General features: G+C 58.5%; 25 protein-coding genes. 13 read left to right on the top strand and 12 right to left on the bottom strand.

All coding sequences use genetic code 11. The features are described 5' to 3' along the window. The 3 genes from CF137_RS16355 to CF137_RS16345 form a co-directional block, all read left to right on the top strand. A partial coding sequence (locus CF137_RS16355; protein WP_139720343.1) for a tetratricopeptide repeat protein occupies positions 1–379 on the top strand: 379 nt, incomplete at its 5' end. A 130-nt stretch (positions 380–509) separates the two neighbouring features. After that, a complete protein-coding gene (locus CF137_RS16350) occupies positions 510–1,193 on the top strand; it encodes a response regulator (protein WP_139720341.1) in 684 nt (227 codons plus the stop codon). Next, complete coding sequence (locus tag CF137_RS16345) at positions 1,193–2,629, top strand: ATP-binding protein (RefSeq protein ID WP_139720339.1); 1,437 nt, start codon at positions 1,193–1,195, stop codon at positions 2,627–2,629. Before CF137_RS16350 ends, CF137_RS16345 begins: the two co-directional genes overlap by 1 nt. Positions 2,630–2,667: 38 nt before the next feature. Here CF137_RS16345 and rloA3 read toward each other — a convergent pair whose 3' ends face one another. Beyond that, positions 2,668–3,162 carry a retropepsin-like aspartic peptidase RloA3 gene (gene rloA3 / locus CF137_RS16340; RefSeq protein WP_139720337.1) on the bottom strand — a complete coding sequence of 165 codons (495 nt, stop codon included), beginning with the start codon at positions 3,160–3,162 and terminating at the stop codon, positions 2,668–2,670. A gap of 381 nt (positions 3,163–3,543) precedes the next feature. On the opposite strand from rloA3, the gene CF137_RS16335 reads away from it, so the two are divergent. The 5 genes from CF137_RS16335 to CF137_RS16315 all read left to right on the top strand — a co-directional run bounded on the left by CF137_RS16335 (position 3,544) and on the right by CF137_RS16315 (position 8,479). Beyond that, positions 3,544–4,587: a GMP reductase gene (locus tag CF137_RS16335; RefSeq protein ID WP_042022914.1), complete on the top strand. Its 1,044-nt coding sequence runs from the start codon at positions 3,544–3,546 to the stop codon at positions 4,585–4,587. A gap of 96 nt (positions 4,588–4,683) precedes the next feature. After that, positions 4,684–5,859, top strand: coding sequence for an elongation factor P maturation arginine rhamnosyltransferase EarP (earP, locus tag CF137_RS16330; protein WP_139720335.1), 1,176 nt, complete (start codon positions 4,684–4,686; stop codon positions 5,857–5,859). A 45-nt stretch (positions 5,860–5,904) separates the two neighbouring features. Then, on the top strand, positions 5,905–6,471 hold the full coding sequence (gene efp, locus CF137_RS16325) for an elongation factor P (protein WP_042022911.1): 567 nt from the start codon (positions 5,905–5,907) through the stop codon (positions 6,469–6,471). A gap of 133 nt (positions 6,472–6,604) precedes the next feature. After that, complete coding sequence (locus CF137_RS16320; protein ID WP_139720333.1) at positions 6,605–7,369, top strand: DUF3530 family protein; 765 nt, start codon at positions 6,605–6,607, stop codon at positions 7,367–7,369. A 153-nt stretch (positions 7,370–7,522) separates the two neighbouring features. Beyond that, a complete protein-coding gene (locus tag CF137_RS16315; RefSeq protein WP_101347794.1) occupies positions 7,523–8,479 on the top strand; it encodes a D-2-hydroxyacid dehydrogenase in 957 nt (318 codons plus the stop codon). A gap of 228 nt (positions 8,480–8,707) precedes the next feature. On the opposite strand, the gene CF137_RS16310 is transcribed toward CF137_RS16315, so the two are convergent. From CF137_RS16310 to mscM, 3 genes are all read right to left on the bottom strand, one after another. Further along, positions 8,708–10,585, bottom strand: a complete 1,878-nt coding sequence (locus CF137_RS16310) for a methyl-accepting chemotaxis protein (protein WP_139720331.1) — start codon at positions 10,583–10,585, stop codon at positions 8,708–8,710. 152 nt (positions 10,586–10,737) lie between these two features. Further along, positions 10,738–11,421: a glycerophosphodiester phosphodiesterase gene (locus tag CF137_RS16305; RefSeq protein ID WP_139720329.1), complete on the bottom strand. Its 684-nt coding sequence runs from the start codon at positions 11,419–11,421 to the stop codon at positions 10,738–10,740. A 24-nt stretch (positions 11,422–11,445) separates the two neighbouring features. Then, the gene (gene mscM / locus CF137_RS16300) at positions 11,446–14,727 is read right to left on the bottom strand and encodes a miniconductance mechanosensitive channel MscM (RefSeq protein ID WP_139720326.1); all 3,282 of its coding nucleotides are present in this window, start codon (positions 14,725–14,727) and stop codon (positions 11,446–11,448) included. Between the two features lie 155 nt (positions 14,728–14,882). On the opposite strand from mscM, the gene CF137_RS16295 reads away from it, so the two are divergent. Continuing rightward, positions 14,883–16,220 carry an MATE family efflux transporter gene (locus tag CF137_RS16295; protein ID WP_162515964.1) on the top strand — a complete coding sequence of 446 codons (1,338 nt, stop codon included), beginning with the start codon at positions 14,883–14,885 and terminating at the stop codon, positions 16,218–16,220. 117 nt (positions 16,221–16,337) lie between these two features. Here the strand turns inward: CF137_RS16295 and CF137_RS16290 are convergent, their stop codons facing one another. Both CF137_RS16290 and crp read right to left on the bottom strand, forming a co-directional pair. Beyond that, a complete protein-coding gene (locus CF137_RS16290) occupies positions 16,338–17,138 on the bottom strand; it encodes a putative RNA methyltransferase (protein ID WP_101321013.1) in 801 nt (266 codons plus the stop codon). Between the two features lie 127 nt (positions 17,139–17,265). Next, positions 17,266–17,904 carry a cAMP-activated global transcriptional regulator CRP gene (gene crp / locus CF137_RS16285; protein WP_042022897.1) on the bottom strand — a complete coding sequence of 213 codons (639 nt, stop codon included), beginning with the start codon at positions 17,902–17,904 and terminating at the stop codon, positions 17,266–17,268. 327 nt (positions 17,905–18,231) lie between these two features. Between crp and CF137_RS16280 the strand changes: the two genes are divergently transcribed. Both CF137_RS16280 and CF137_RS16275 read left to right on the top strand, forming a co-directional pair. Then, the gene (locus CF137_RS16280; protein ID WP_068978037.1) at positions 18,232–18,636 is read left to right on the top strand and encodes an OsmC family protein; all 405 of its coding nucleotides are present in this window, start codon (positions 18,232–18,234) and stop codon (positions 18,634–18,636) included. Positions 18,637–18,696: 60 nt separating this feature from the next. Beyond that, the gene (locus tag CF137_RS16275; RefSeq protein WP_042022892.1) at positions 18,697–18,993 is read left to right on the top strand and encodes an MliC family protein; all 297 of its coding nucleotides are present in this window, start codon (positions 18,697–18,699) and stop codon (positions 18,991–18,993) included. Between the two features lie 124 nt (positions 18,994–19,117). On the opposite strand, the gene CF137_RS16270 is transcribed toward CF137_RS16275, so the two are convergent. The 3 genes from CF137_RS16270 to CF137_RS16260 are packed head-to-tail and all read right to left on the bottom strand — an operon-like array spanning position 19,118 to position 20,814. Then, positions 19,118–19,651 (bottom strand): DUF4136 domain-containing protein, encoded by a 534-nt coding sequence (locus tag CF137_RS16270; protein WP_139720348.1) that lies wholly within the window; start codon positions 19,649–19,651, stop codon positions 19,118–19,120. A gap of 16 nt (positions 19,652–19,667) precedes the next feature. Beyond that, positions 19,668–20,537: a phosphoribulokinase gene (locus tag CF137_RS16265; protein WP_101321009.1), complete on the bottom strand. Its 870-nt coding sequence runs from the start codon at positions 20,535–20,537 to the stop codon at positions 19,668–19,670. 52 nt (positions 20,538–20,589) lie between these two features. Then, positions 20,590–20,814: a YheU family protein gene (locus CF137_RS16260; protein ID WP_042022884.1), complete on the bottom strand. Its 225-nt coding sequence runs from the start codon at positions 20,812–20,814 to the stop codon at positions 20,590–20,592. A gap of 89 nt (positions 20,815–20,903) precedes the next feature. Between CF137_RS16260 and CF137_RS16255 the strand changes: the two genes are divergently transcribed. Beyond that, positions 20,904–22,079 carry a GGDEF domain-containing protein gene (locus tag CF137_RS16255; protein ID WP_139720322.1) on the top strand — a complete coding sequence of 392 codons (1,176 nt, stop codon included), beginning with the start codon at positions 20,904–20,906 and terminating at the stop codon, positions 22,077–22,079. On the opposite strand, the gene CF137_RS16250 is transcribed toward CF137_RS16255, so the two are convergent. From CF137_RS16250 to CF137_RS16240, 3 genes are all read right to left on the bottom strand, one after another. After that, positions 22,015–23,019: a hydrolase gene (locus CF137_RS16250; RefSeq protein WP_139720319.1), complete on the bottom strand. Its 1,005-nt coding sequence runs from the start codon at positions 23,017–23,019 to the stop codon at positions 22,015–22,017. The genes CF137_RS16255 and CF137_RS16250 overlap by 65 nt on opposite strands. A 67-nt stretch (positions 23,020–23,086) precedes the next feature. Further along, positions 23,087–23,986, bottom strand: coding sequence for a chemotaxis protein (locus CF137_RS16245; RefSeq protein ID WP_068978041.1), 900 nt, complete (start codon positions 23,984–23,986; stop codon positions 23,087–23,089). Positions 23,987–24,142: 156 nt separating this feature from the next. Then, entirely contained in the window at positions 24,143–24,799 is a 657-nt protein-coding gene (locus CF137_RS16240; RefSeq protein WP_139720317.1) for a hypothetical protein, read from the bottom strand. A gap of 39 nt (positions 24,800–24,838) precedes the next feature. Here CF137_RS16240 and CF137_RS16235 point away from each other — a divergent pair, with 39 nt between their 5' ends. Beyond that, the gene (locus CF137_RS16235; RefSeq protein WP_139720315.1) at positions 24,839–25,042 is read left to right on the top strand and encodes a YheV family putative zinc ribbon protein; all 204 of its coding nucleotides are present in this window, start codon (positions 24,839–24,841) and stop codon (positions 25,040–25,042) included. Positions 25,043–25,156 lie beyond the last annotated feature (114 nt).

The following is a 25,156-nucleotide window of genomic DNA, read 5'->3' as shown; positions in this document are numbered from 1 at the left end:
GGCCAAAGGGGGACTGGGGGCACTGGGTCTGGTGAAAGAGGCCAAGGCCAAGCTGGAGCTGGCGCTCAAGCAGGACCCCAAGGCGCTGGACGGCTCTGCCTATACCAGTCTGGGCTCCCTCTACTATCAGGTGCCCGGCTGGCCGGTCGGCTTTGGCGATGACGAGAAGGCGGAGCAACTGCTCAAGCAGGCGCTGGCCATCAATCCGGATGGCATCGACCCCAACTTCTTCTATGGCGACTTCCTGCTGGATCAGGGTCGCAAGGCCGAGGCCAAAACCTACCTCGACAAGGCGTTCGCAGCCCCGGCCCGTGCGGGTCGCGAAATGGCTGACGAAGGGCGCAAAATGGAGATCCGCGAGCGTCTGGCCAAGCTATAAACCCCTGATGGATCAGAGATCTATTTAAACTCTGCCCACCAGCTTGCATACTGGTGGGCAGGGTTGTTTATGCCACGGTAAGCCTTGGCGCTGAACCAGATCGCGACACCCAACAAACAGGGAGAAAAGAATGCGGATCCTGCTGGTAGAAGATGATGTGATGCTGGGGGATGGTATGCAGGATGCACTGCGCCATAGCGGCTACACGGTGGACTGGCTGCAACAGGGGCTGCCCGCCCTGACAGCCCTCAAGAGTGACGAGTTCGCCGCCCTGATCCTCGATCTCAATCTGCCCGACATCGACGGCCTCAGCCTGCTGCGCAAGCTGCGCCGGGAGGGGCATCAACTACCGGTATTGATCCTCACCGCCCGCGATGCACTGGACGATCGGGTGGTCGGCCTCGATGCCGGATCCGACGACTACATGGTCAAACCCTTCGCCCTGCAGGAGCTCAACGCCCGGCTGCGCGCCCTGGTGCGCCGCAGCAAGGGGCAGGCTCAGGCGGTGCTGGAGTATGGCGATATCCTCATCTATCCCGAATCCCAGCAGGTCACCTATCAGGGGGAGGCGGTCAAGCTCACCCCCCACGAATACAAGCTGCTGCAGGAGCTGATCAGCCAGAGCGGCCGGGTACTGAGCAAGGATCAACTGCAACAGAGCCTCTACGGCTGGGACGAGGGGGCCGAGAGCAATGCGGTAGAGGTGCATATTCACCATCTGCGCAAGAAGTTCTACAGCGACCTCATCCGCAATATTCGCGGGGTCGGCTACATCATCCCCCAGCTTGATCAGGCAACCCGGAGCCCCAGCTGATGAAACGTCCCCGCTCCATTCGCCGCTTTCTGCTCACCGGTATCCTGACGCTGGTGGGGCTCAGCCTCACCATCAGCGCCGTGATCGGCTATCTGGAGGCGAGCCATGAGATGGAGGAGCTGTTCGATGCCCGTCTCGCCCAGTCAGCCCGCATCACCAACCAGCTGCTGGGCCGCTATATGGCCCAGCAGGGGCAACTGCCAGCCAACGGCAACGTCTATCAGGAGTGGGAACAGCAGAACCCCGACAATTGGCAGAAGGATGCCAGCCTCAACCTGAGCGGCGAGGATCGGGATACCACCCCCTATGGTCATGAGTTCGAGCGCAACCTCTACTTCCAGCTGCTCAACGAGCGGGGCGGGCTGCTGCTGCGCTCCCCCAGCGCCCCGGATCAGCCGCTGGTCACCCTGGCCATCGGCTTCGACACGGTCGAAAAAGATCGCCACCAGTGGCGCACCTTCACCCTCTACAACCAGCAGGAGCAGACCTGGCTGGTGGTGGCGGAGCGGGACGATGAGCGCAGCGAGCTGGCCAGCAAGATGGCCACCCTCACCATGCTGCCACTGCTGCTGACGCTCCCCTTCCTGCTGATCCTGCTCTGGTGGCTCATCACCCGCGGGCTGGCCCCCCTGCGCCAGCTGGCTCAGGCTATCAGCGAACGCCACCCCGCCAACCTGAGCCCGCTCAGCCTCAAGATAAGCGCCCAGGAGCTGACGCCCCTCACCAACGAGATCAACCGCCTGATGCAGGCCCTTGCCGAGACCATAGAGCGAGAGAAGCAGTTCACCAACGAAGCAGCCCACGAGCTGCGCACCCCGCTGGCGGTGCTGCGGATCCACAGTGAAAATGCCCTGGCAGCCGATGATGACGCCAGCCGTCAACAGTCCCTGCACAAGATGCTACAGGCCCTCGACCGCAGCGATCGGTTGATCCGCCAACTGCTGACCCAGGCCCGCATCGACAACCAGCAGGGACTGGTATTGACCGAACTGGAAGTGGGCCATCTACTGCAAGGCACCCTGGCGACGCTGGCACCTATCGCATTGCGAAAAGATCAGCAGTTGTCGCTGGAGTGTGAAGTGCCGCAGCTGGTGATGGGTCAGGCGACCCTGCTCGACCTGCTGTTCAGCAACCTGATCGACAACGCGCTGCGCTACACCCAGCCGGAGGGGGAGATCAGGGTGCGGGTAGAGCGGGAGGGCAACCGGGTGAGGGTGGATGTGAGCGACAATGGCCCCGGTATTCCCACCAGCGCCTTGCCCCGGCTGTGTGAACGCTTCTTCCGGGTCAATCCCCAGCAGGGGGATGGGGTGGGTCTCGGCATGGCCATAGTGTCGCGTATTGCCCAGCTGCACAGCGCCGATCTCGATGTCCACAACCGGCCGGAAGGGGGGCTGGAAGTGAGTGTGTTACTCCCGCTGCCGCCGGCAAGATAAGCAATAAGCAAACAGCCCGCGATGCGGGCTGTTTGCTTTCAATGACACGCTGGCTGCACGGTAAAGGTTCGACTGGAGTCCACCGGGCCCAGCTCGGCCAGCAGGCGGCGGCCCAATAGCACCGGATAGATCATCTTGCTGCGATCCCGCAGGGTGAACCACTCCTCATAGACCTTGTCCCCCAGACAGATGGACATGGTCACCGTTGGCCGCTGCTCCATGCCACCGGCGCCACGCACCGTCACGCTGCGCTCGACCCGCCTCTCGAACTGCTGCTTGACCAGTTTGCCGCTGTCGGCATCGGTCACCACCAGCATGAAGCGCACCCAGGATTTACCATCCCGTTTGAATCTGGTGATAGCGCGTGCATCGAGGGAAGAGGTGAGTGCACCGGTGTCGAGTTTCATCTTCACCGCCACGCCGCTGGGCAAAATAAGTCCCTTCTCAATCCAGCCATAGCTGGTCGGGGTCGCTGCCAGCGCACTGCCACACAGTGCCACCATCAGAGTCACACCCACCATCATCTTGCCCATTTTACTGCCCTGCCTTGTCAATCCAGCGACCAGATCTACCACAGCCGCATCAGTGGTCAATCCGATTTATTTCAGTTACTTGGATAATGCCGGGCGGGTCAGGAGAGAGACGACAAAGGGTGGCCGAGCAGCGGCAAAAGAGGGCGGGAATATCGAAGCAGAGCAAGGCACCGAGCGGTGCTGGATGAGGCTGGTGGTTAACCTCAGGTTGTGACGCCAAAGGCTACCACAACAATGAGTGAATTATCAGTCTTGTTCTGGCGGGATTTTTGCCTACACTGTTGTAAACCGGAGGCCCTGAAAACCGCCGGTTTTTTTGCGCCTGCCGAAAATTGACCACTGCAAAAGTGACTTTCAACAAGGCTCAATAAGGAATTCGTAATGCGTATCGAAGAAGACTTGAAGCTCGGTTTCAAGGATGTCCTGTTCCGCCCCAAGCGCTCTACTCTCAAGAGCCGTTCCCAAGTCAGCCTGACCCGTCAGTTCACCTTCAAGCACACCCAGACTCAATGGCAAGGCGTTCCCGTTATCGCCGCCAACATGGATACCGTCGGCAGCTTCGCCATGGCCAGAACCCTGGCTGGCTTCGAGATGATGACCGCAGTACACAAGCACTACAGCCTTGAGCAGTGGCAAACCTTCGTCAACGACACCGATCCGGCCCTGCTGGGCCATGTGATGGTATCGACCGGCACCTCACCGGATGACTTCGCCAAGACTCGCCAGATCCTCGCCATGTCCGAGGCGCTGCGCTTCATCTGCGTTGACGTGGCCAACGGCTACTCCGAGCACTTCGTCGAGTTCGTGCGCAAAATCCGCGAAGCCTGCCCTAACCACGTCATTCTGGCGGGCAACGTAGTGACTGGCGAGATGGTGGAGGAGCTGATCCTCTCTGGCGCCGACATCGTCAAGGTCGGCATCGGCCCAGGCTCGGTCTGCACCACCCGCGTCAAAACCGGCGTTGGCTACCCGCAGCTCTCCGCCATTATCGAGTGTGCCGATGCGGCCCACGGCCTCGGCGGCCAGATCGTCGCGGACGGCGGTTGCACCTGCCCGGGCGATGTGGCCAAGGCGTTCGGCGGCGGCGCCGACTTCGTGATGCTGGGCGGCATGCTGGCAGCCCACGAGGAGTGCGGCGGCGAGATCGTTGATGTGAACGGCGAGCCCTTCATGAAGTTCTACGGTATGAGCTCCTCCAGCGCCATGGACAAGCACGCCGGTGGCGTTGCTGAGTATCGCGCCTCCGAAGGTAAAACCGTGCTGCTGCCTTATCGTGGTCCGGTCGAAAACGCCGTGCGTGACATTCTCGGCGGCGTGCGATCCACCTGTACCTATGTTGGCGCCAGTCAGCTCAAGGAACTGACCAAGCGCACTACCTTTATCCGGGTACACGAGCAAGAGAACAACGTCTACGGCAAGGAGTAACTTTCCGCAGACCGCCATCACGCGCTGATGGTTAGAAGCCAATCCACCGGTGTGCTACCCTGCGCACCGGTTTTTTTGCATCTGGAACCCCGAGCCATGACAAGCCCACTGCCCCCCTTTGACTGGGATATTTTCTGCTGCGTCGTCGACAACTTCGGTGACATAGGCGTCACCTGGCGACTGGCCCGCCAGCTGGAGCAGGAGGGGCATGGTAAGGTGCGACTCTGGGTGGACGAGCTGGCCAGCTTTGCCCGCATCTGTCCGGGGCTCGACCCGGCGCAGGATGGCCAGTGGGTCACGGGCATCTATATCCAGCACTGGCATGAGACCCTGCCTGCCGATACCACTCCGGCAACCGTGGTGATCGAGGCCTTTGCCTGCGAGCTGCCCGCCCCCTTCATCGAACAGATGGCGAGCCAACCCAAGCCCCCCTGCTGGATCAATCTGGAGTACCTCTCGGCGGAGAGCTGGGTCGAGGATTGCCACGCCCTCGCCTCGCCGCAACGTATCGGTAACCAGAGCCTCAACAAGTTCTTCTTCTTTCCAGGCTTTACGGCTAAAACCGGTGGCCTCTTGTGTGAGCAGGGGCTCATCGCCGAACGAGAGCGGTGGCAACAGGATAAGGCAGGCCTTGCCGCCTACTGGGCCAGTCTCGGTTTGCCAGCGCAACAAGAGCACGAGCTGCGGATCAGCCTCTTTACCTACGAGAGCGATGCGCTGGTGAGTCTGGTCAACAGCTGGTGCCAAAGCGCCACCCCCATCACCTTGCTGCTGCCGCTGGGGCGCTCGCTGCAGGATGTGCTGCGGGGCGCGGGCCTTGAGGGCACCATCACCACCGCCAAGGCGGGAGATCTGCTCCACTCTGGCAATCTCACCATCAAGCTGCTGCCGATGACCGATCAGGCCGGTTACGATCGGCTGCTATGGAGCTGCGATCTCAATCTGGTGCGCGGGGAGGACTCCTTCGTGCGTGCCCAGTGGGCTGCCCGCCCTTTCTTGTGGCACATCTACCCGCAAGAAGAGCAGGCCCACATGATCAAACTGGACGGTTTTCTCGATCACTATCTGGCCGCACTGCCCGCAGACGCAGCCCAATGGTTACGAAAGTTCAGCCATGCCCTCAATCAGGGGGAGGAGACAGGCGAACTTTGGGCCCAATGGCCCCGATATAGCGCCATTTGGCAGCAACATGGGCGAAGCTGGTCACAGAAGTTGCTCCGGGATGGGGATCTCGTCACGCGGTTGGTGAAATTTTTAGAAAGCCGTATATAATCTGGCAGTTTTTATCCGTCCGTTTCACGAACAGGAATTTTTTACATGAAAACCGCACAGGAAATCCGCGCTGGTAACGTAGTCATGATCGGTACCGAGCCGATGGTGGTTCAGAAGGCTGAATTCAACAAATCCGGCCGTAACTCCGCCGTGGTCAAAATGAAGCTCAAAGGCCTGCTGAACGGCAGCGCCACCGAGACCGTCTTCAAGGCCGACGACAAGCTGGACGTGGTTCAGCTGGAGCGTAAAGAGTGCACCTACTCTTACTACTCCGATCCCCTGTATGTCTTTATGGACACCGAGTACAACCAGTACGACATCGAGAAAGACAACCTGGGTGACGCGCTGAACTACCTGGTAGACGGTATGGAAGACATCTGCGAAGTGACTTTCTACAACGAGAAAGCCATCTCCGTGGAACTGCCGACCACTATCGTTCGCGAAGTTGAGTACACCGAGCCGTCCGCTCGTGGCGACACTTCCGGTAAAGTGACCAAGCCTGCCCGTCTGAAGGGCACCACCTACGAGCTGGCTGTTGCCGCCTTCGTAGAGATCGGTGACAAGATCGAAATCGACAGCCGCACCGGCGAATTCAAGCGTCGCGTCAACTAATTGACCGCTTTGTCTTGAGTGCAAAAAAGCGAGCCCCGGCTCGCTTTTTTATTGCTTCCGCTTTGCCATCACACTCCCCACCTTCAGAAAATACCGCCGCAGCCGCTAACCCTGTTAACCGGGGGAGCACACTATGGCCAGATTATCCTTATCACTGCTGTTATTGACCATGCTGGCTGGCAACGTGACGCAAGCGAGCGAAGTTGCGCCCCCCGTCGCCGCACCACTCCCTCTCGATCACTGGCAAGCCGGCGACTGGCAAGGGCTGCCCGATGCCACCCTGATCGACAAGCAGACGGTGCTGTTTGCCAAACACGACAATGAAAACTACCTTGGGCTGGCCATTTTGCTGCCCGACTGGCAGCGCAGCGGCCAGCTGTGGCAACTGACCCGCGCCCTCAGCCAGCTGGGCTTTGATACCCTGCTGCTGCTCCCCTCCCCCCAGCAGACCGAATTCGACCCTGCCGCCGAAAAGAAGCAGAAAAACAGCGATGCATTTCGCCAGCAGTTTGCCGAGCGGATCAGCAAACTGACCGATGCCAAGCTACAAGAAGGGGGCTTCAAGCTGATCCTGGCGCAAGGTACGGGTGCCGCCTGGACTGCCAACCTTATCGCCAGCGAACAGCTGCCCGCCCCCGATGCGCTGGTGCTGCTCGACGGTTTTTTCCCCAATCAGCAGAGTAATCAGATGCTGGCCAAACAGGTGGCTCAGGCTGCCATCCCCACCCTCGATCTCTATCAGGAAGATGGCGGCCGCTGGCCACTCTTGGCCGCAGAGGCCCGTAGAAGCGAGAGCCGCCGCAGCCACAAGCTCAACTATCGCCCCTACGCGCTAATGGAACTGGGGGAGACCCCCACCCGCATTCAGGGTTGGCTCAATCATCTGGGCTGGCTCTAAGCTGGCCCCCACCGCAGCAACAATCAGACGCCAAAGCGCGCGCAAGCTCACATCTGCCGGATAAAGCCCCGACTTGACACAGTACCGGGCTGGCCCTGACCGCATGCTCTTTGGCATCATGGCCCCTCGACCCGGAAAATGGCAGGCAGGTCCATGCAGCAAATCGTATTTCTCGACAGCGATACCCTGGATGCGGGCATCACCCTGCATCACCCCGACTTCCCCCATCACTGGCAGAGCTATCCACGCACAACCCCCGAACAGGTGGTGGAGCGGCTGAAAGATGCCAGCATCGCCATCATCAACAAGGTGCGGATCGGTGCCGCAGAGCTGGCTCAATTGCCGGAGCTCAAGCTTATCGCCCTGGCTGCCACCGGCAGTGACAACGTGGATCTGGCGGCATGCCGCGCCGCCAACGTCGGGGTATGCAACATCCGCAACTACTCGGGCCCCTCGGTACCGGAGCACGCCATGGCGCTGATGCTGGCCCTGTCGCGCAATCTTTTCTGCTGGCGCCAGTCGCTGCTGGAGGGGCGCTGGCAGCAAAGCGGCCAGTTTTGCTTCTTCGACCACAACATCATGGATCTACATGGCAAGCAGCTCGGCATCATCGGCAAGGGCACCCTTGGCCAAGCGCTTGGCGAACGTGCCAAAGGGATGGGGATGACGGTGCGCTACGCCCAGAGTCAGGTCGGTGCCAGCCATGATGAGGATCGGCTGCCGCTCGACGAATTGTTGCAAAGCTCGGATGTGATCAGTCTGCACTGCCCGCTGACCCCCTACACCCGCAACCTGATTGGCGAGCGGGAGCTGGGGCTGATGAAAGCGGGGGCTTTGCTGATCAACGTCGGCCGTGGTGGACTGGTGGATGAGGAGGCGCTGCTGCAAGCGTTGGCCAATGGCCAGCTCGGTGGCGCAGGCTTCGATGTGGCGAGTGTCGAACCTCCGCCCCCCGATCACCCGCTGATGAAGGCGTTGCAATATCCCCACTTCATTCTGACCCCTCATGTGGCCTGGGCCAGCGAGGAGTCGATGCAGCGCTTGGCCGATCAACTGATCGATAACATCAACGCTTTCGCTGCCGGTCGCCGCCAGCACCGGCTGGTCTGAACCACAGCGCGGCAATCTGCATCCAGCAGCGCCACCCTGGTCAACGGGTTTGCATCTGTTGATCCTGCGCAGCGTATCGGTGCAAAGCGTGGCATCCAGATGAAGGTGAGGGCTTAGCCCCTGATCGAACCCGCGGTAAAACATGCCCTGCAGCTCAAAAAAATCCCCGCCAGACAAGGCGGGGATTGTTGTATCAGAGGCTGGCCAACAGGCCACTGGCTATCAGTGTTAAATACGGAACATGCCGACCTGATTGCTCAGCTCCCCCGAAATATTTTTAAGTTGCTCAGAGAGATTACGGGAGCTGTCCGCATCTACCGCCAGTTCGTCCGAGACATCTTTCACTGCCTGAATATTGCGACTGACCTCATCGGTCACGGCGCGCTGCTCTTCAGCGGCACTGGAAATCTGGGTCGCCATGTCGGAAATCTGGTTGATCGAGGTGGTGATCTGCTCCAGCGCATGGGTAGCATTGTTGGCATCATCCACGCTATTTTGTGCCAGCTGTTGCCCTTCGTGCATGGTGCTGACTGCCCCCTGGGTGTTGCGCTGCAGAGTCTCGATCATGCTACGGATCTCGACGGTGGAGCTGTGGGTACGCTGTGACAATACCCGCACCTCGTCGGCTACCACCGCAAAACCACGACCCTGTTCGCCCGCCCGGGCGGCTTCAATCGCCGCGTTCAATGCCAACAGGTTAGTCTGCTCGGCAATGCCCTGAATGGTAGAAAGGATGGTGTTGATCTCCTGAGCGTTCTTCTCCAGCTCCTGAATGATGTTGGAGGCCTGCTCTACCTGGGTCGCCAGATCAGTGATGGAGCGCTGATTTCGAGCGATCACCTGCTTGCCGTGCTCACAACTACTAGAAGAGGAGCGAGCCGCATCTGCTGTCTGCTCAGCGTTACTGGCTACCTCGACTGCAGTGGCTGACATTTCGTGTACCGCAGTGGCGATCTGGGAGATCTCGTTTTGCTGACGTGCCAGCCCCTGATTAGCCTTCTCGGCCATGCTATGGGAGGACTTGGCCTGCTGGTTGAGTTGACCGGAGGAGTTGGAGATATCCTGCACCATTACATGGATCCGGTCGATGAAGGTGTTGACGTGTTTGGCAACCGCTCCCACCTCATCTTCACGCTCGATCTTGATGCGGCGGGTCAGATCGCCGTTGCCACGGGAGAGATCGGCAATCGCCTCGCCCAGGGTTTTCAGGGGAGCCAGCGAGCCGTTGATGGCGACATAGGAGAAGCCTGCCACGATCAGAATGGTCAGCAGCCCCTGAATAAGGGATGACGTCACCATGCTGCGTACCGACTGGTAGGCGGTCTCTTCATCCACCATCATGCCGTAATACCAGTTGGTATTGGGGATCGCGTTAAAGTCAAAGACCTCTTTCTTGCCGCTGATCACCAGCTCGTTGATCATGCCGTCATGGGCAATCTGGTTGATGTAAGAGGCGGACAACTCGGGTGCCAGAGCTGTGGCGGGTTTCAAGCTCAACGAGGCATCAGGGTGCGCGATAATGGTGCCATTGCTGTCTACCAGAATGGCGTAAGTCCCTTCGGAGCTGACCGCCAGAATATCCGAGATAAGGGCGCTGATAGAGACGTCGCCGGCGATGACCCCCTGAGTGTTGCCACGCTGAAACGGCTCGGCAATGGTAACGATCAACTGGCCACTGGAGATATCGGCATAGGGGGCGGTGATGACCAGCTTGCCTGCCGCCATGGCATCTTGATACCAGGGGCGTTGACGGGGGTCATAACCGGCAGGCAAGTCGGTCGGCTTGCTCTGGATCATCTTGCCATCAGCGGTACCGGCATAGACCAGGTCAAAGCCACCGGCGCTCATCGACTGGGCCAGATGGCTGATGGGCTCATCTTCTTTGGCGAATGCTTCCTTGGTGGTGCTGACAATGCTGATCCGGGAGTCGACCCAGCGGGAGATCCCCTTGACGTTAGCCATGGAGCTTTCGTCAATGATGTTCCAGACCAGACGCTGGGTTTCACTGCGCAGTTGCGTGGTGTTGTACCAGACCTGCAGGCCGGTGATCACCAGAATGATGATCCCTATCGCAAGGACCAGCTTGTTTTTTATGGATAAGTTCATGGTTACATCCTTGTGAGCGTCAGTCAGAGTGTGTATATGCACGTTATTGTTATGAGCCAGTAGCTATCGGCCGTTGTTGAACTTTTTGTATCCCGAACTGCTATTTAAAGTTAGCGCCTAAATCAGTGCTTATCCATATGTGTATCGCGCCCTCATGGCACCAGAAAACGATCAGGTCGATTGGTAAAGATTCCATCGACCCCCATGCTGGCGAGCAATTCATAATCCTCAAGATAATCAACGGTATAAACCAGCACCTTTAACCCGCGTCGATGGGCATCTTCAACCAGCAGCCGGTCGACAAAATCCACATCGCAATTGAGTGACCAGGCCCCCAGATCTTCGGCAAACTGCGTCAATCCAAGCGGCAGATTGGCGGTCAGAGCGCCGAGCCGGATATCGGGCCGCAAGGCGGCAAATCGAGCCAGCTCAGGGTGGTGGAAGGAGGAGACCACCCACTGACAGGCAGCAAAACCGAGCTCTGTTTCTGCCCGCAGGGTCAAGGCTGCCACCGCGTCGGCGGTATGAGCGCCCTTGAGCTCAATGTGAAGTTCGCAGCGTCCGGCGATGATCTCCATCACCTGCCACAGGGTCGGGATCGACTCCCCCTCACCCGCATCGAGCTGCTCCAGATAAGCGCGAGCTTGTTCGGCCAGTACCCCCTTGCCGTTGGTGCAGCGTTCCAACCGCCGATCGTGGAATACCCACAACTCGCCATCGGCCGCCTGTACGTCGATCTCGATAGCTGACGCTCCCAGCTCCAGCGCTTTGGCCATCGCCTTGAGGGTGTTCTCCGGTGCCAGACCGCTGGCGCCACGGTGGGCAATAATCTGCATGTTTTGCTCCTCTTACCTCGCGGGTCAGCCGCGACTCAGGTGAATGTCGATCTGTTGATGGGGCAGTGGAAGTCCCTGCTGCTGCATCTTCTCCAGCACCAGCGAGTGAACCTCGTGGGTGATGGGCATCCGGTGATCCATGTTGTTGACGTAGAGGCGGATCTCGTAGATCAGCGCCGAGTCGGTGAACTCGATCAAGAAGACCTCGGGGGTCGGCGTCTCCAGCACCAGAGTGGACTCCCGGATCGACTCCTCCAGAATGCGCTGTACCAGTTTTGGATCCCGAGTCAGGCCGATCCGGATCCGCAGTTTGACCCGGGTGATGGCATCGGAGAGCGACCAGTTGATGAACTGCTCGGTGATGAAGGCCTTGTTGGGCACGATGATCTCCTTGCGATCCCAATCCACTATGGTGGTCGCCCGGGTTTTGATCTTGGTGACGGTACCGGTGAGATCGCGGATGGTGACGGTGTCACCGAGCCGGATCGGCTTTTCAAACAGGATGATGAGACCGGAGACAAAGTTGGCGAAGATCTCCTGCAAGCCAAAACCCAGCCCCACCGAGAGGGCGGCGACCAGCCACTGGGTCTTCGACCAGTCAATGCCGAGCATGGAGAAGCCGGTGAGGGCGCCGATCAGGATCATCAGATACTTGCTGGTGGTGGTGAGGGCAAAGCCGGTACCGGGGGAGAGGCTCAGGTGTTGCAGCAGGGTCAGCTCCATCAGCCCCGGCAAGTTACGGGCGGTCACCACGGTCAGGATAAAGACGAAGGCGGTCAGCATCAGATCCTGCAAGGTGATGGCCGAGAGCTGCTCGATGCCGCCAATCTTGCTGCTAACCTGCCACACCTCGATATTGCTGAGGAAACTGAAGGCGGAGTTGAGATCCGACCATTGCACCACCACCAACATGGTGAAGCCCAGCATCAGCAGGCTGCGCACCAGTCCCAGTGACTGGGCGCTGATGGTATCGAGATCCAGCTCGTTCTCTTCCACCACATCGGGGATCTCTGAACTCAGCTCCTCCTGATTATCGTCACGACCGCGCTGGGCCAGGATCTCGGCCCGCTTGCTCTTGGCGCGCTCGAAGGCGAGGCGGCGGCGCTGGATCAGCATCCAGCGTCTGGCCAGATAGTAGACCAGCAGGCAACCCAGCCCCACCAGCAGGCTCAGCTCCAGCTGGCGTAGCAAGGTGCGCGAGGTATAGAAGTAGCCAAACAGGGCTCCGATCACCGCCAGCAACGGCGCCAGCATCAGGCTGTTCCAGATGAAGTGGTGCAGCAGATGGGGCTTGGTCATGTCGGCCTGGCCCCAGGTGAGCGGTAATCGCTCCCGGTTGAGGCGGGCAAAAAAGAGCAGCAGCCAGAGGGCGCCGATCATGAAGGCCATCCGGCCGAGGGAGTCGTAGAAGGCGTGCTCCTGATAGCTGTTGGCCATCCCCTGCACGAAGAAACTCGGGATCAGCACCAGCAGCAGGGTGCGAAACTGCCCCCACACCTTTTGTACCTGTTCGCGAGGCCAGCGGAAGTGGTGAGTCAGGATCCCTCGCTCCAGCGTCAGATGGCGCGCCATCACCAGTGCCAGCAGCAGGAACCATATCTCGCCAAGACCGCGCGCCACCGCCACCGCAAACGGGTATTGCCAGGCCCCTTCCAGCAGGCCGCACACCATCAGCACCATGGCGGGCAAGGGGAGTGCGGCAAGCAGAGAGCGCAGCAGCAAGCGGCTGGTGAGGCTGAATTTGTCCTGGGTCACCTTGCCGATCCGCGGCGCGATATGGTCGCAATACTGGTTCAGGTGACGGGCCAGCTTGAACCAGCTCCAGGCCAATACCAGCAGACCAATACCGGCCAGTGTGAGGCTCAGCGGGCTGTTTTCGGCGATGGCGTAGGGCAGTTGCAGCCAGTTGTCCGGGTTGAAGGCCAGCGTCAGCGCGGCAGGAATACCGAGCATCACCTGTGGGGTAAAGGGGCGCACATCCGGCATCCAGAACAGGTGGCTGGCGCTGATCTCACGGATCTCGTCGATCTTGCTGTTCTGGCGGCTGTAGAGCAGCTTGAGGCGGGTCTGCTCCTGGATCAGGGTATCGGAGGCGTCGTTGAGCCGGGTCAGCAGCTGGCGCCGCGCCTTGAGCAGGTTATCGAGTACCGACAATTGCGGGCGATCCAGCGTCACCTCTTCTTCGGCCATCAGCTTGTCGCGCAGCTGGCGGGTATCCTTGAGGCCATCCTGCTCGCTCTCGTACTGGTACTTGGCCATGCGGGCGTTGACGATGGCGGACTCCAGCTTGTCGAGGGGGAATTGGGGTGGCAGATCGGAAAGCTTGCTGCGCAGGTTTTCGCCGTAGGCATTACTGATCTGCAGCCACTCCAGCTGTTCGCGCACCGAGTTGACCAGCTCATTCAGTGCAAACAGATTCTTGTCGACGCTGCGCTGCTCGTCCTGCACCCGCTCAATCTGATCTTCCAGCGTGCCGAGCTGGATGGAGAGCGCCTGATTCTGCTGTTGCTGCTCCAGCAGCAGCGGCATGTCGGTGGTGAGCTGTTTGCGCAGCCGCTCGCTCTCCTCCAGCGCCTGCTCGGTCTTCTCCCGTCGCAACTGGTTTTGCTGGGTCAGCAGGCTGGCTTGCCACTCATCCTCGTCGGCGATGGCCAGATTGAGCTCCTGCAGTTTCAGCTTGCCCAGATCGTTGCGCTGCTGGGCCGAGAGCTGCTCCAGCTCCAGCATCTGGATCCGGTCAGAGAGACTCTGCTCCTTCATTCTGGTCAGCAGCAGCTGGGCCTCCTGCTGGCGATCCGATTCGCTGCTGAAACTCAGTCGTTCCAGCTGGCTGCGGGTCAGTTGTAGCTGTTTGCGCAGATCGTCCACCCGCAGGTGATACTCCTGCCCGGTACTCTCCAGCTGGTTGAGGCTGTCCATCACCCCTTGCCGCTCCTTGCGCAGGTTAAGCTGACGGTTGCTGCTCAGGCCAATGGCCTGGCGCAGCGCCTCCTCCTTGAGGTTCGCCAGCGACGGGCGGGCGGCGGGCTGATAGTTGTGCAGGCTATCCTTGAGGCGCGCCGACTCCTTGGGGTAGTCGATGAGGATTTGCTGATAGGCTTTGCTCTGCTCCCGGTAACGCTCGGCCTCTCTGGCAAATTGCAGTGCCTGCTGGTAGCTCTCCCGCAGTTTCTGGTTTTCCGGGGTGTCGCTCTTGGGCACGCTCTGCAGCAAGGATTCAGCCTGGGCAATGGCATCGTCGGCGCGCACGGCGGGCGGCAACAAGATAAGGGAGAGCAGCAAGAGGGTGAGCAGGCGTTGCAACATGAGGCTCGTTTCCGTTCAGAAGAGGTGGCCCTAGCCTAAAACAGGGCAGGGAGGCGGGTAAAGCAGTCTATATTAATGATTCATAACACAAATAACAGGCAGTCATGCTGCCGTTTCGCTATGATCCCGGCCGCTTTCTCTCCACCGAGTCGAATATGTCAGCTGTTGATCTGGGCACAGCCCCGCTATCTCGCCTTTTCTGGCGTTACGTAACCCCGACCGTGGCGGCCATGCTGATCACCGGCATCTATGTCACCATCGATGGCATCTTCGTTGGCCACTTGCTCGGTCAGGACGGCATGGCCGGTCTTATGCTGGCCTATCCCATCTGCGCCGTGCTCTATGCGGTGGGGGCCCTGATCGGCATGGGCGCCTCATCGCTGGTCTCCTTTTATCTGGGGAAAGGCAACCCGGCCAAAGCCCGCCATATCGTCGGCAATGCGCTGGTGATGGTGCTGCTGGCCTCGGCGTTGCTCAGCTTTATCGGGATCCGCTATGGCGAGCCCATGTTGGCCTGGATGGGGGCGGAAGGGGAGATCTTCACCGCCGGTCTTGCTTATCTGCAGGCCTACGCCTGGCTCGGGGTGTTTGCAGTGCTGTCGATGGCATTCAGCTCACTGCTGCGCAACGATGGCCGACCCGGATTTGTCACCATCATCATGGTGGTCGGGGGGCTACTCAATGTGGGGCTCGATTATCTGCTGATGGTGGTGTTCCCGTTCGGGCTGGCCGGGGTGGCAACGGCCACCATGATCTCCCAGGCCGTCACCGGCCTTGCCTGTCTGTGGCACTTCTTCACACCGCGCAGCCAGCTGCGGATCAGCTGGGACACCCTGCGCCCTGATCTCGCGCTAATGAGCGAAACGGTGCGACTCGGGGTGTCGAGCTTTCTGATGTACCTCTACCTCTCGGTGGTACTGGCGCTGCATAACAAGGCGCTGCTGGCGGTGGGCACCTCGCTGCATGTGGCTGCCTACGGGGTGATCAGCTATACCGAGGCGTTCTTTTATCTGGTGTTCGAGGGGATCGCCATGGGCATCCAGCCCATCGCCAGCTTCAACGCCGGGGCGGGTCACTGGCAGCGGGTGTTGCGGGTGCGCAATCTGGCGCTCGGGGTGACGCTAGGGATCGCCCTGTGCGCCATGATACCGCTTTATCTATGGCCGGAAGGGGCGGTTTATCTGTTTGCCGGTGACAACGTAACCTTGCTGCCGGTGGCGAGCCTCGGGATCTGGCTCTATTTCTGGGGCTTGCCGATGGAAGGGTTACTGCTGGTGGGGGCCACCTATTTCCAGGCCATCAACCGGGCCCGCATCGCCTCCCTGCTCACTGGCGGCAAGCTGGTGTTGATCGGCTTCTTCTTGTGGGGATTCTCAACCCTGTGGGGGGTTCCCGGCGTCTGGTTGGCGCTACCGACTTGCAGCTCGTTGCTGGTACTGGTGATGTGGCGGGCGATGCGCCGGGAGTCAAGGGCACACCGGTTGGCTGGATAGATAGGTGAATGTGTCACCAAACATGGCGCAAACCATCTTCAGCATCCATCGATGCCATATTCTCTTACGTACAAAAACGGCCCTGTTTTCAACAAAACAGGGCCGTTTTTCATGCTATCAGAGCGGCTTTTGCCACAAGGTCAGCAGCAGATCCTGTTCCAGCTCATCCGGCCCTTGCTGGATAAAGTCATGGCGTTGTTCGCCAGTGGCTCGCCAGCCAAGACGGCTGGTTTCCAGAATAAAGCTGCGCAGGGCTTGATCCATCTGCAGGGCGAATTGGCAGCGCTGTTGCCCCATTGCAGTCAGCCCCGGCAACGTGGGCCAGCTCAGGGGATGCTCCATGCTCACCGGGTTGAGGCTGACCCGCAGTTGCCACTGATGACGCGGGCCCGGCTGCAAATAGAGCAGGTAACCGCCTGGGGCCAACCAGTCCGCCAGCAGTTCGCTCTTGACCTTGAGGTCATTGACCAACAAAACCTGTGCTTTACCCGGTTGTAACGGGGCACGGGCAGGATCGGCAATGACAAACTGGTTTTCCGGCTGGGCCTTTTTGGCAGCAAAGATGGTGTTCTTGGCAATATCGATGCCACTAAACTGCCAACCGGGCAGGCGTGCTGCCAACGCGCGGCAGTAATAGCCCTCGCCACAGCCCAGATGGATCAACTCTTGCTCGGGCAGGTTGGAGAGCAGACCCACCATTGCCTCGACCAGTGGCAGCTGGTGCCCCTGCTCCAAAAAGTGGTGTTTGGCGCGCATCAGCGCACGGCTGTCGCTGTCTTTGGGATTTTTATTACCGGGGATCAGATCCAGATAACCTTCCGGAGCCGGATCAAAATGGTGTTTGTTGTCGCAATAGCGGCCTTGAGAGGCCTCATGAAGATGGAGCGGACTACGGCAACGGGGGCATTGAAGATGCATACAAACTCTCTTGGCTGACGCCATGGTACAGGGAAGGGCGTTCGGGATTATAGGGGAGAGGATCCAAAAAGGCTGCCGTAGCAGCCTTTTTGATCCCAAGACCATTATCCGGTCATTGGTTCAACAATCAGCGGGTGCCAAAAACCACTATGGTTTTGCCATGGGCAGAGATGAGCTCCTGCTCTTCCAGCATCTTGAGGATGCGGCCCACTGTCTCACGAGAACAGCCGACAATCTGGCCGATCTCCTGACGGGTGATCTTGATCTGCATGCCATCCGGATGGGTCATGGCATCTGGCTGGGTAGCCAGGTTGAGCAAGGTCTGGGCGATCCGGCCGGTCACATCCAGGAAAGCGAGGTTACCCACTTTCTGGCTGGTATGTTGCAAGCGTTTGGCCATTTGACCGGAGAGACGCAGCAGAATATCCGGGTTGACCTGGATCAACTGGCGGAACTTCTTGTAGGAGATCTCTGCGACTTCACAGGAGCCTTTAGCACGCACCCAAGCAGAACGCTCAGGATTATCATTTTCTTCGAACATCCCCATTTCGCCCAGGAAGTCGCCCTGGTTCAGATAGGAGAGGATCATCTCTTTGCCCTCATCGTCCTTGATCAAGACGGCCACCGTACCCTTGACGATGTAATAGAGGGTCTCCGCTTTTTCACCCGCATGGATCAGGGTGCTCTTGGCGGGATACTTATGAATGTGGCAGTGCGACAAGAACCATTCCAGGGTGGGATCGCTTTGCGGTTTGCCAATGACCATGAGAATTCCTCTGTAGTGTCTTTTTATGGACTTGTGCGTCCGGGCAAGCTGCCAATCTTGCCATTCCTTGTATTAGTCGCAGTAGGATAAGAGCCTTTGTCTGTGCTGACAAGGCTTTGCGGGCTTTTGAAAGAGCCCTTTGAGTAATGCCTGCTGCGCTGTGTGGGTCATTCTAGGGAAGATGGCGGTAACAGATGTTGATTTTGATCTATTTCCCTCCCAACTCGTCGCTTTCTGAGCATTAAGAGCAGAGATGCCACCCGTTCGATAGCTGGGGTATGCTAAGGGCATAACGAACATGCCATAACAAGCAACAGGATGAACAAGATGAAAGCCAAAGTCAGCTGGGTGGAAGGGATGAAATTTATCGGTGAGAGCGAATCAGGTCACACCGTGACCCTGGATGGCGCTAATCCGGGAGAAGGGGTTAGCCCGATGGAGATGATCCTGCTGGCGGTGGGTGGCTGCAGCTCTATTGATGTGGTCTCCATTCTCGAGAAAGCCCGTCAATCAGTGACCGCATGCCACGTAGAACTGAACGGTGAACGGGTAGAGAGCACCCCGCGCGTTTTTGAAAAAATTAACCTTCACTTTGTGGTAACCGGCACCGGGCTGGCAGAGAAGCAGGTGGCCAGAGCTGTGACGCTATCGATGGAAAAATACTGTTCCGTTTCCCTGATGCTGGAAAAAGCGGTACAAATTACCCATAGTTATCAAATTCTTGAAGCCTGATAACTGATAATTGTTACGTGGAAAAGCCATGGCGTTAGGCCATTACATAAGGAAAGTGCAATGAAAAAATTGATAGCTCTACTTCCTCTACTGGGTCTGGCGGCATGTACCAGCCCACAGCCGACCCAGTATCAATACAACCAGTATCAGTGTGGTGAAGAGCTGTTAGCCGTGACCTATGATGCCCAGGCTGACATGGTGCAGTTCCCCTACAACGGGGTTTACCACAAGCTTGCTCGAGTCGAGTCGGAGTCTGGCGAGAAATATTCTGACAGCGTGACCACCTTCTGGAATCAGGAGAAACAGACCACGCTGACCCAAAAAGAGGTCACCTTGTTGACCTGTACCCGTAAATAGATGAATGCACTCTCCCTTGCGGCGGCGCCCTTGTTTTAACCACCTGCGTCCCGTCAAAAAAAGCGGCTTGCCAGATGGCAAGCCGCTTTTTTATCTTGATCCGGATGAGTGCCATGCATATGGCTTATCGGGTAGGCAAGGCTCCCAGTAATTCAGCGGCAAGTTGCTGACTCAGCTGCTGGCGCTGCCCCTCGGCGATGGCTGCCTCGCTGGCAAGGGAAATCGCGCTGCTCCAAACCGCTTTTTTGCTGCGCGGGTCAAGCAACACGATCGCCAGCGTGCCCTTGCGTCCACTGGCAGCTGCCCCAATCCCCGGCGTCATGCCCAGACGTGAGAAAATCTCGCCATCGCTGATATCTTTGCCACCCGCAACCCCGATAGCCACCCAGAGATCGGCCTCCTCAAGGGGCACACTGCGCCATCCCTTGCCATCGAGTTGTTGACTGACTGCTTGCTGCATCGGCTCCAGCCAGCCTTCAGCATGTTCTCCGGCGAACTGATACTGCTCAGCCAGGGCGTAGCGCGGTGTGGCGCCAAACGTCCAGTCACTGATCGGACGAACCACCATGGTGCCCGATTCCAGCGTGGGGGCCGATGGCCCGCTGCTGCACCCGCCCAGCAGGACAAGCAGCGCCACAGAAAGATAAGCAAACCGCATCATGAACTCCTTTGAATCAGGTTATTTTTCCGGTTTCGAGCAGTTGCTGGATGAGCGGGCGCAGGATCAACTCCATCGCAAATCCCATCTTGCCACCCGGCACCACAATGGTGTTCATTCGTGAGATGAAAGAGCCATCGATCATCGACAACAGGTAGGGGAAATCGACCTGCTTGATACCGCGAAACCGGATCACCAGCATACTCTCGTCCAGACTCGGGATCACCTTGGCACTGAAGGGGTTGGAGGTGTCCACCGTCGGTACTCGCTGGAAGTTGATATGGGTGCGCGAGAACTGCGGGGTGATGAAGTTGATGTAGTCATCCATGGAGCGAACGATGGAGTCGGTCACCGCCTCGCGGGAGTGGCCCCGCTCCGAGGTATCGCGGATCAGCTTCTGGATCCACTCCAGGTTGACGATGGGCACCACGCCGATCAGAAAATCCACGTGGCGCGCCACATTATGATCCTCGGTGACTACCCCGCCGTGCAGCCCTTCATAAAACAGCAGATCGGTATTGCTAGGCAGATTCTGCCAGGGGGTGAAGGTGCCGGGCATCTGATTAAAAGGCACCGCCTCGTCAAAGCTGTGCAGATAGCGGCGATACTGGCCATTGCCATCCTGCCCATAACCCTGGAAAAAGCTCTCCAGCAGGCCGAAGTCATTGGCCTCCGGGCCAAAATAGCTGATATGGCGCCCCTGCTCGCGCGCCTTGCGGATCGCCACATCCATTTCCGGGCGGGTATAACGGTGAAAACTGTCACCTTCTACCACAGCCGCGGTATAGCCAAGCTGATGAAACATAGAGCGAAAAGCATTGGTGGAGGTGGAGGTGCCGGCACCGGAGGAGCCGGTGACTGCAATAATGGGATGCTTGGCCGACATAGAATTCTCTCTTCCTTGGGAGTGCCGTTATAAGATCAGAGGCGCAAGTTGGTCAAGATTGCTCGATAAAACGATCTTTCACTACGATATTGACCGATTCGTGCAACTCGCTATAGACGATAACCGCCTTGCCTTGCTGTAATTGCGATCGCACCGCGTCTACTTTGACCTCGAGTGATACGTCCTGTTCACCATATTCGGTGCCTTCTTGCAGCACAAATTGCTCGATCAGGTTGGTCAGGGTGTCGCCGTCGAGTTCTTGCCAGGGAATAATCATGATGGAAGTTCTATTAGCCAGAATGGCGCTATTTTCTATCTGTGGCCATCAAGCGCAAGGTGTTTATATGTTTTTTGGTAGGACCTGAGATGTTCTCTGCTCATTTTCGTTCGCAGGCTGCCGATTTCGATGACCATCTATGGAGCATTCGCCGTCAGGCATTGAGCCAGGGGATCCGCTGGTTCTGGGTGGCCAATCTGCTAGGCAGCATCTTCTTGCTTGCCCGCTTTTATGTCTACCAGAACGCCGAATTGGTGATCGACGACAAACTGCCCTGGCGTTATGAGTGGCAGTTATGGGTCATGGCGACAGCCAATCTCACTTATCCGTTGCTGCGCTGGTTGCTGCAGCACAGACCAGGGCGAGAGTGGCTAAATAGCCTGCGGATCTATGCGCTGTTGTGGGGGACTGGTTGGGCAATGGTGGGCTATGCCACCGCAGTGACCGAGGTGAGAGGAGGCTTTAGCCTGGCCTTTATGTCCCTCAGCCTGCTGTTGATGACCTCCCTGATCGCCTTTTATTGCGAAAAAAGCCTCTGTTACTGCTTTATGGCTCCCCCTTTGTTCTATCTGCTTGTCGAACCCCTGACCGTGAAGGTGCCTTTTCTTGCCATGCATGTCTTGCTGGTAGCCGGATTGGTGCTGTTGCTGGAGACGGGGCGACAAATGTTGTACGACTGGTTCGTGCTGGCAGTTGCTCGGGAGTACGAGAATCTGGAGTTAGCCCGCCAGCTGGATGGGCAAGCCAAGCAAGACCCGCTCACCAGATTGGCCAATCGTCGCCACTTCAACCTGGTCGGAGAGCGTACGATCAAGCAGGCCATGCTCCAGGATCAATCCTTTGCGGTGATCCTGCTCGATGTGGATTTTTTCAAAAAGCTGAACGATGGCTATGGCCATCAACGTGGCGACGAAGTGTTGGTGAGTGTCGCTGAATGTCTGCGTGAGGTGGTACGAAGTCAGGACGATCTGGTCGCCCGTTACGGCGGTGAGGAGTTCGTGTTGTTATTGCCGAAGGCGACCCTGAGCATTGCCGAGACAGTGGCGCAGCGTGTTGCTGCTGCGCTGGCACGCCATTCCCTGCCCCATGCCTACTCTTGTGTGGCACCCTATGTCACCGTGAGCCAGGGGATCGCCTTGTGGACAAATGGCGAATCGCTCGACCGGGTCATCGCCCGGGCAGATGGGGCTCTTTATCAGGCTAAGGCCGAAGGGCGCAACTGCTATCGCATGGCTCAGTCAGACACTCAGCCAGCCAACGGCTGATCCGTTCATCCAGCCAGAAACGGGGGCGCAAGGGGGTGCCGTGCAGAAAGCCGACATGGCCACCACGCTGGCTCAGCTCATAGCGCACCATGGGGGACAGCTGTTCCGGCTGGGGGATGACAGCGTGTGACATGAAGGGATCATCAGCGGCGTGAATGATGAGGGTCGGGATGGGGATCTGGCGCAGCAGGGGCAGCCCTGAACAGCTTTGATAGTAGTGGCTGGCGTTGCGAAAACCATGTAGCGGCGCGGTGACCTGTTCGTCGAACTCCCGCAGGGTGGCAATCTGCGCCACTTGCCTTGGCTGCCAACGTTCGCCTGCCTTTTGCTGGCGGCTGATTTTATTTAGCAGATTGCGGCGCATGGTGCGCAGCAGATAGTTCTGATAGACCTTGGAGAAGCCCTGATTAACCCGTTCGGCACAGCTGGCCAGTTGCAGCGGGGCCGAGACCACCACCGCCGCCTTCAGTGCGTCAGGGCAAGCCCGCGCCAGCAGATTGACCAGCATATTGCCGCCAAGTGAAAAGCCGATGGCGATCAGCGGTTTGCCCGGGAAGCGCAGGCTCAGCTCGTCTATCAGCTCCTGCGCATCACCGATGGCGCCAGAGTGATAGGCCTGCAAATGACGATTGGGTTCGCCGCTGCAACCGCGAAAGTGCATCAGCACTGCCTCCCTCCCCTCTTGCTGCAGGTGGGCAAACAGTCCCTTGGCATAGTGAGAGTGAATGCTCCCCTCCAGCCCGTGGAACACCACCACCAGCGGCTGCGCATCCGCGCTTACCTCGCCGCTCCAGGCAAGGTCGACAAAATCCCCCTCCTGCAACTCAAACCGTTCGGCCACAAAGCGGGCTGGCATGCGGCGCAGCCATTTGGGCAATATGGTCTGCAGATGAGGATTGCGGGCCCACCAAGGGGCGTGGAAGTGGCTTTCGATCAGCATGGTTTCAGTCTGTTTTGGTGAAGGTGGGCAAGAGGATCGCCTCTCCCGCCGGATAGCCGCCGCATTATTATTGCAGCAGACGATCGTGATGCTCGGCACCACGCAACATGGCCTGAACCAGCTCGTTGGCCTCAAATTTGGTCAGCGCCTCATGAGCACCCACCTGGTGGGCCCGCTCTACGCTGATCTCGCTGGAGAGCGAGGTGTGCAAGATGATATAGGCACCCGCCAACTTGCTATCACTTTGCACCTCAAACGCCAATTCATAACCATCGAGCCCCGGCATTTCGATATCGCTGACCAGAATGTCTATCGGACTCTTCTGACTTGCCCGCTCCTGCATCAGGCTCAACGCATCCTTACCGTTCGAGCGGACCTCATAGGGAATATTGATGTAGTCGAGGGCGGCCATCAGTTGACGGCGGGCGACGGAGGAGTCATCGACCAGCAGGATCCGCATCGGCTTGATCCGCTCCCGCTGCACATCGGTCAACACCGGATAGAGGTGGCTGGGATCGTCCGGGTAGACCCGGGAGAGGATCAGTTCCACATCCAGCAGCTGGATCAGCTGGTCATTGACTCGGGTTACCCCGGTCACAAACACATTGTGGCCGAGTGCGGCTGGGGGCGACTCGATGTCACGCCAGTTACACTCGGTGATCTTGTCGATACCCCGCACCAGAAAACCCACCAGCGTGCGGCGGCAGTCGGTAATGATGATGAAGCAGTGCGCCAGCTCCTCCTGACTGACCGGGCGATAACCCACCGCCATCGCCATATCAATCACCGGAATCGTGGCACCACGCATGTTGGCGGCCCCCAGCACTGTGGGGTGAGAGTGAGGCAGCGCAGTCAGTCTGGTATAAGGCACTATCTCCTTCACCTTGAGGGTGCCGATGGCAAAGGATTGTTTGGTCGAGAGATGAAACAGCAACATGCCCTGGGATTGATTGGCTTTGCTCGTCATGGCAGATGTCCTGTTGGTCGAAACGTTGGCACTCACTTCTGGCCGCTAGCATAAAGGATCAGCGGGGAGATGACCCTTCCTTGTTAACGACCACTTGGCAAAAAACTGAACTGGTTCAGCTAATTAAATTGACGCGATAGCCGAGCATTCCGGCTATTAGTCGCCACTCCCGCTAACGCCCCATTGCTGGCAGGCGGCTTGCAGCGCCCCCTCATCAGCATAACCCAGCTTGCTGGCCACCACGGCTGGCTTGCTACCACCCTTGAGCAGTCTGAGTGCCTGCAGCAGCTGCCATTGCTGTTGCAGAACAAGCCCTGCTACTGGCGGTTCGACCTGTTGTGCCCACTGTTGCAGGCTCTCTGGCCTGCCATTGGCCAGCGCTTGCCAGCTAGCCTGCAAACTCGGTTCCCCTTGCTGGCTAATGGTGCACTGTTGCAGCTCATCCAGGATCACCTGCAGCCGCTTACCATATATCCCCTGCCACTCTTGTGGCCGCTGCCACTGGGCCAGCGAATCGAGTAGCGCATCGAGCAGCGGGGTGGTCTGCAACCACCCGGCCTGTTGCGGTTGCTCAACCCGCAGCGAGACGCTCAGTTGATCGTAGTGGCAACCACTGAGTGGGCTAAACGCAGCGAGAGCATCGGCGCAGAGCCAGAAGCAACGACCTGCGGGCAACAACAGCTCATGCTGGCCCAGTCTCAGCAGCGCGGCGCCCCGGGTTATCCGCAACAGTTGCCCGACCGGGGTCCGTTTGCGGTTGCCCGCCTGCAAGCCGTGGCAAGAAAAATGGTGGTATTCGATGGCATGATGCATGTAAAAACCCTGATATGATGCTGCCTGGAGGTAACAAAAATGGAAACCAGACGTAAAAAACGCTTCATTGCCGGTGCAGTCTGCCCGGCGTGCGGCAAGTTGGACAACATGATGCTGTATCTGGAGCATGGAGTCGAGAAGGTGACCTGCGTCGCCTGTGGCGATACCCAGGTGCAAACCCCTGCCGAGGTCGACAGCATGACTCGCGAGGCGGAAGAGGTGATCGGGGTATTCCGCCCGTAATAGCCACTACGGCTACCGGGATGAGACTCGCCCCTGCAGTTTATGCCGTTTTTTTCGACATTATTGCGCCAGCCATGGCATATGCGCGGCTCATTTTTTAAGGTATTCTGAGCC

It is taken from the genome of Aeromonas sobria, assembly GCF_006243315.1.
Taxonomy (GTDB): Bacteria; Pseudomonadota; Gammaproteobacteria; order Enterobacterales; family Aeromonadaceae; genus Aeromonas; species Aeromonas sobria_A.
This window is presented reverse-complemented; position numbering and strand designations above follow the sequence as displayed.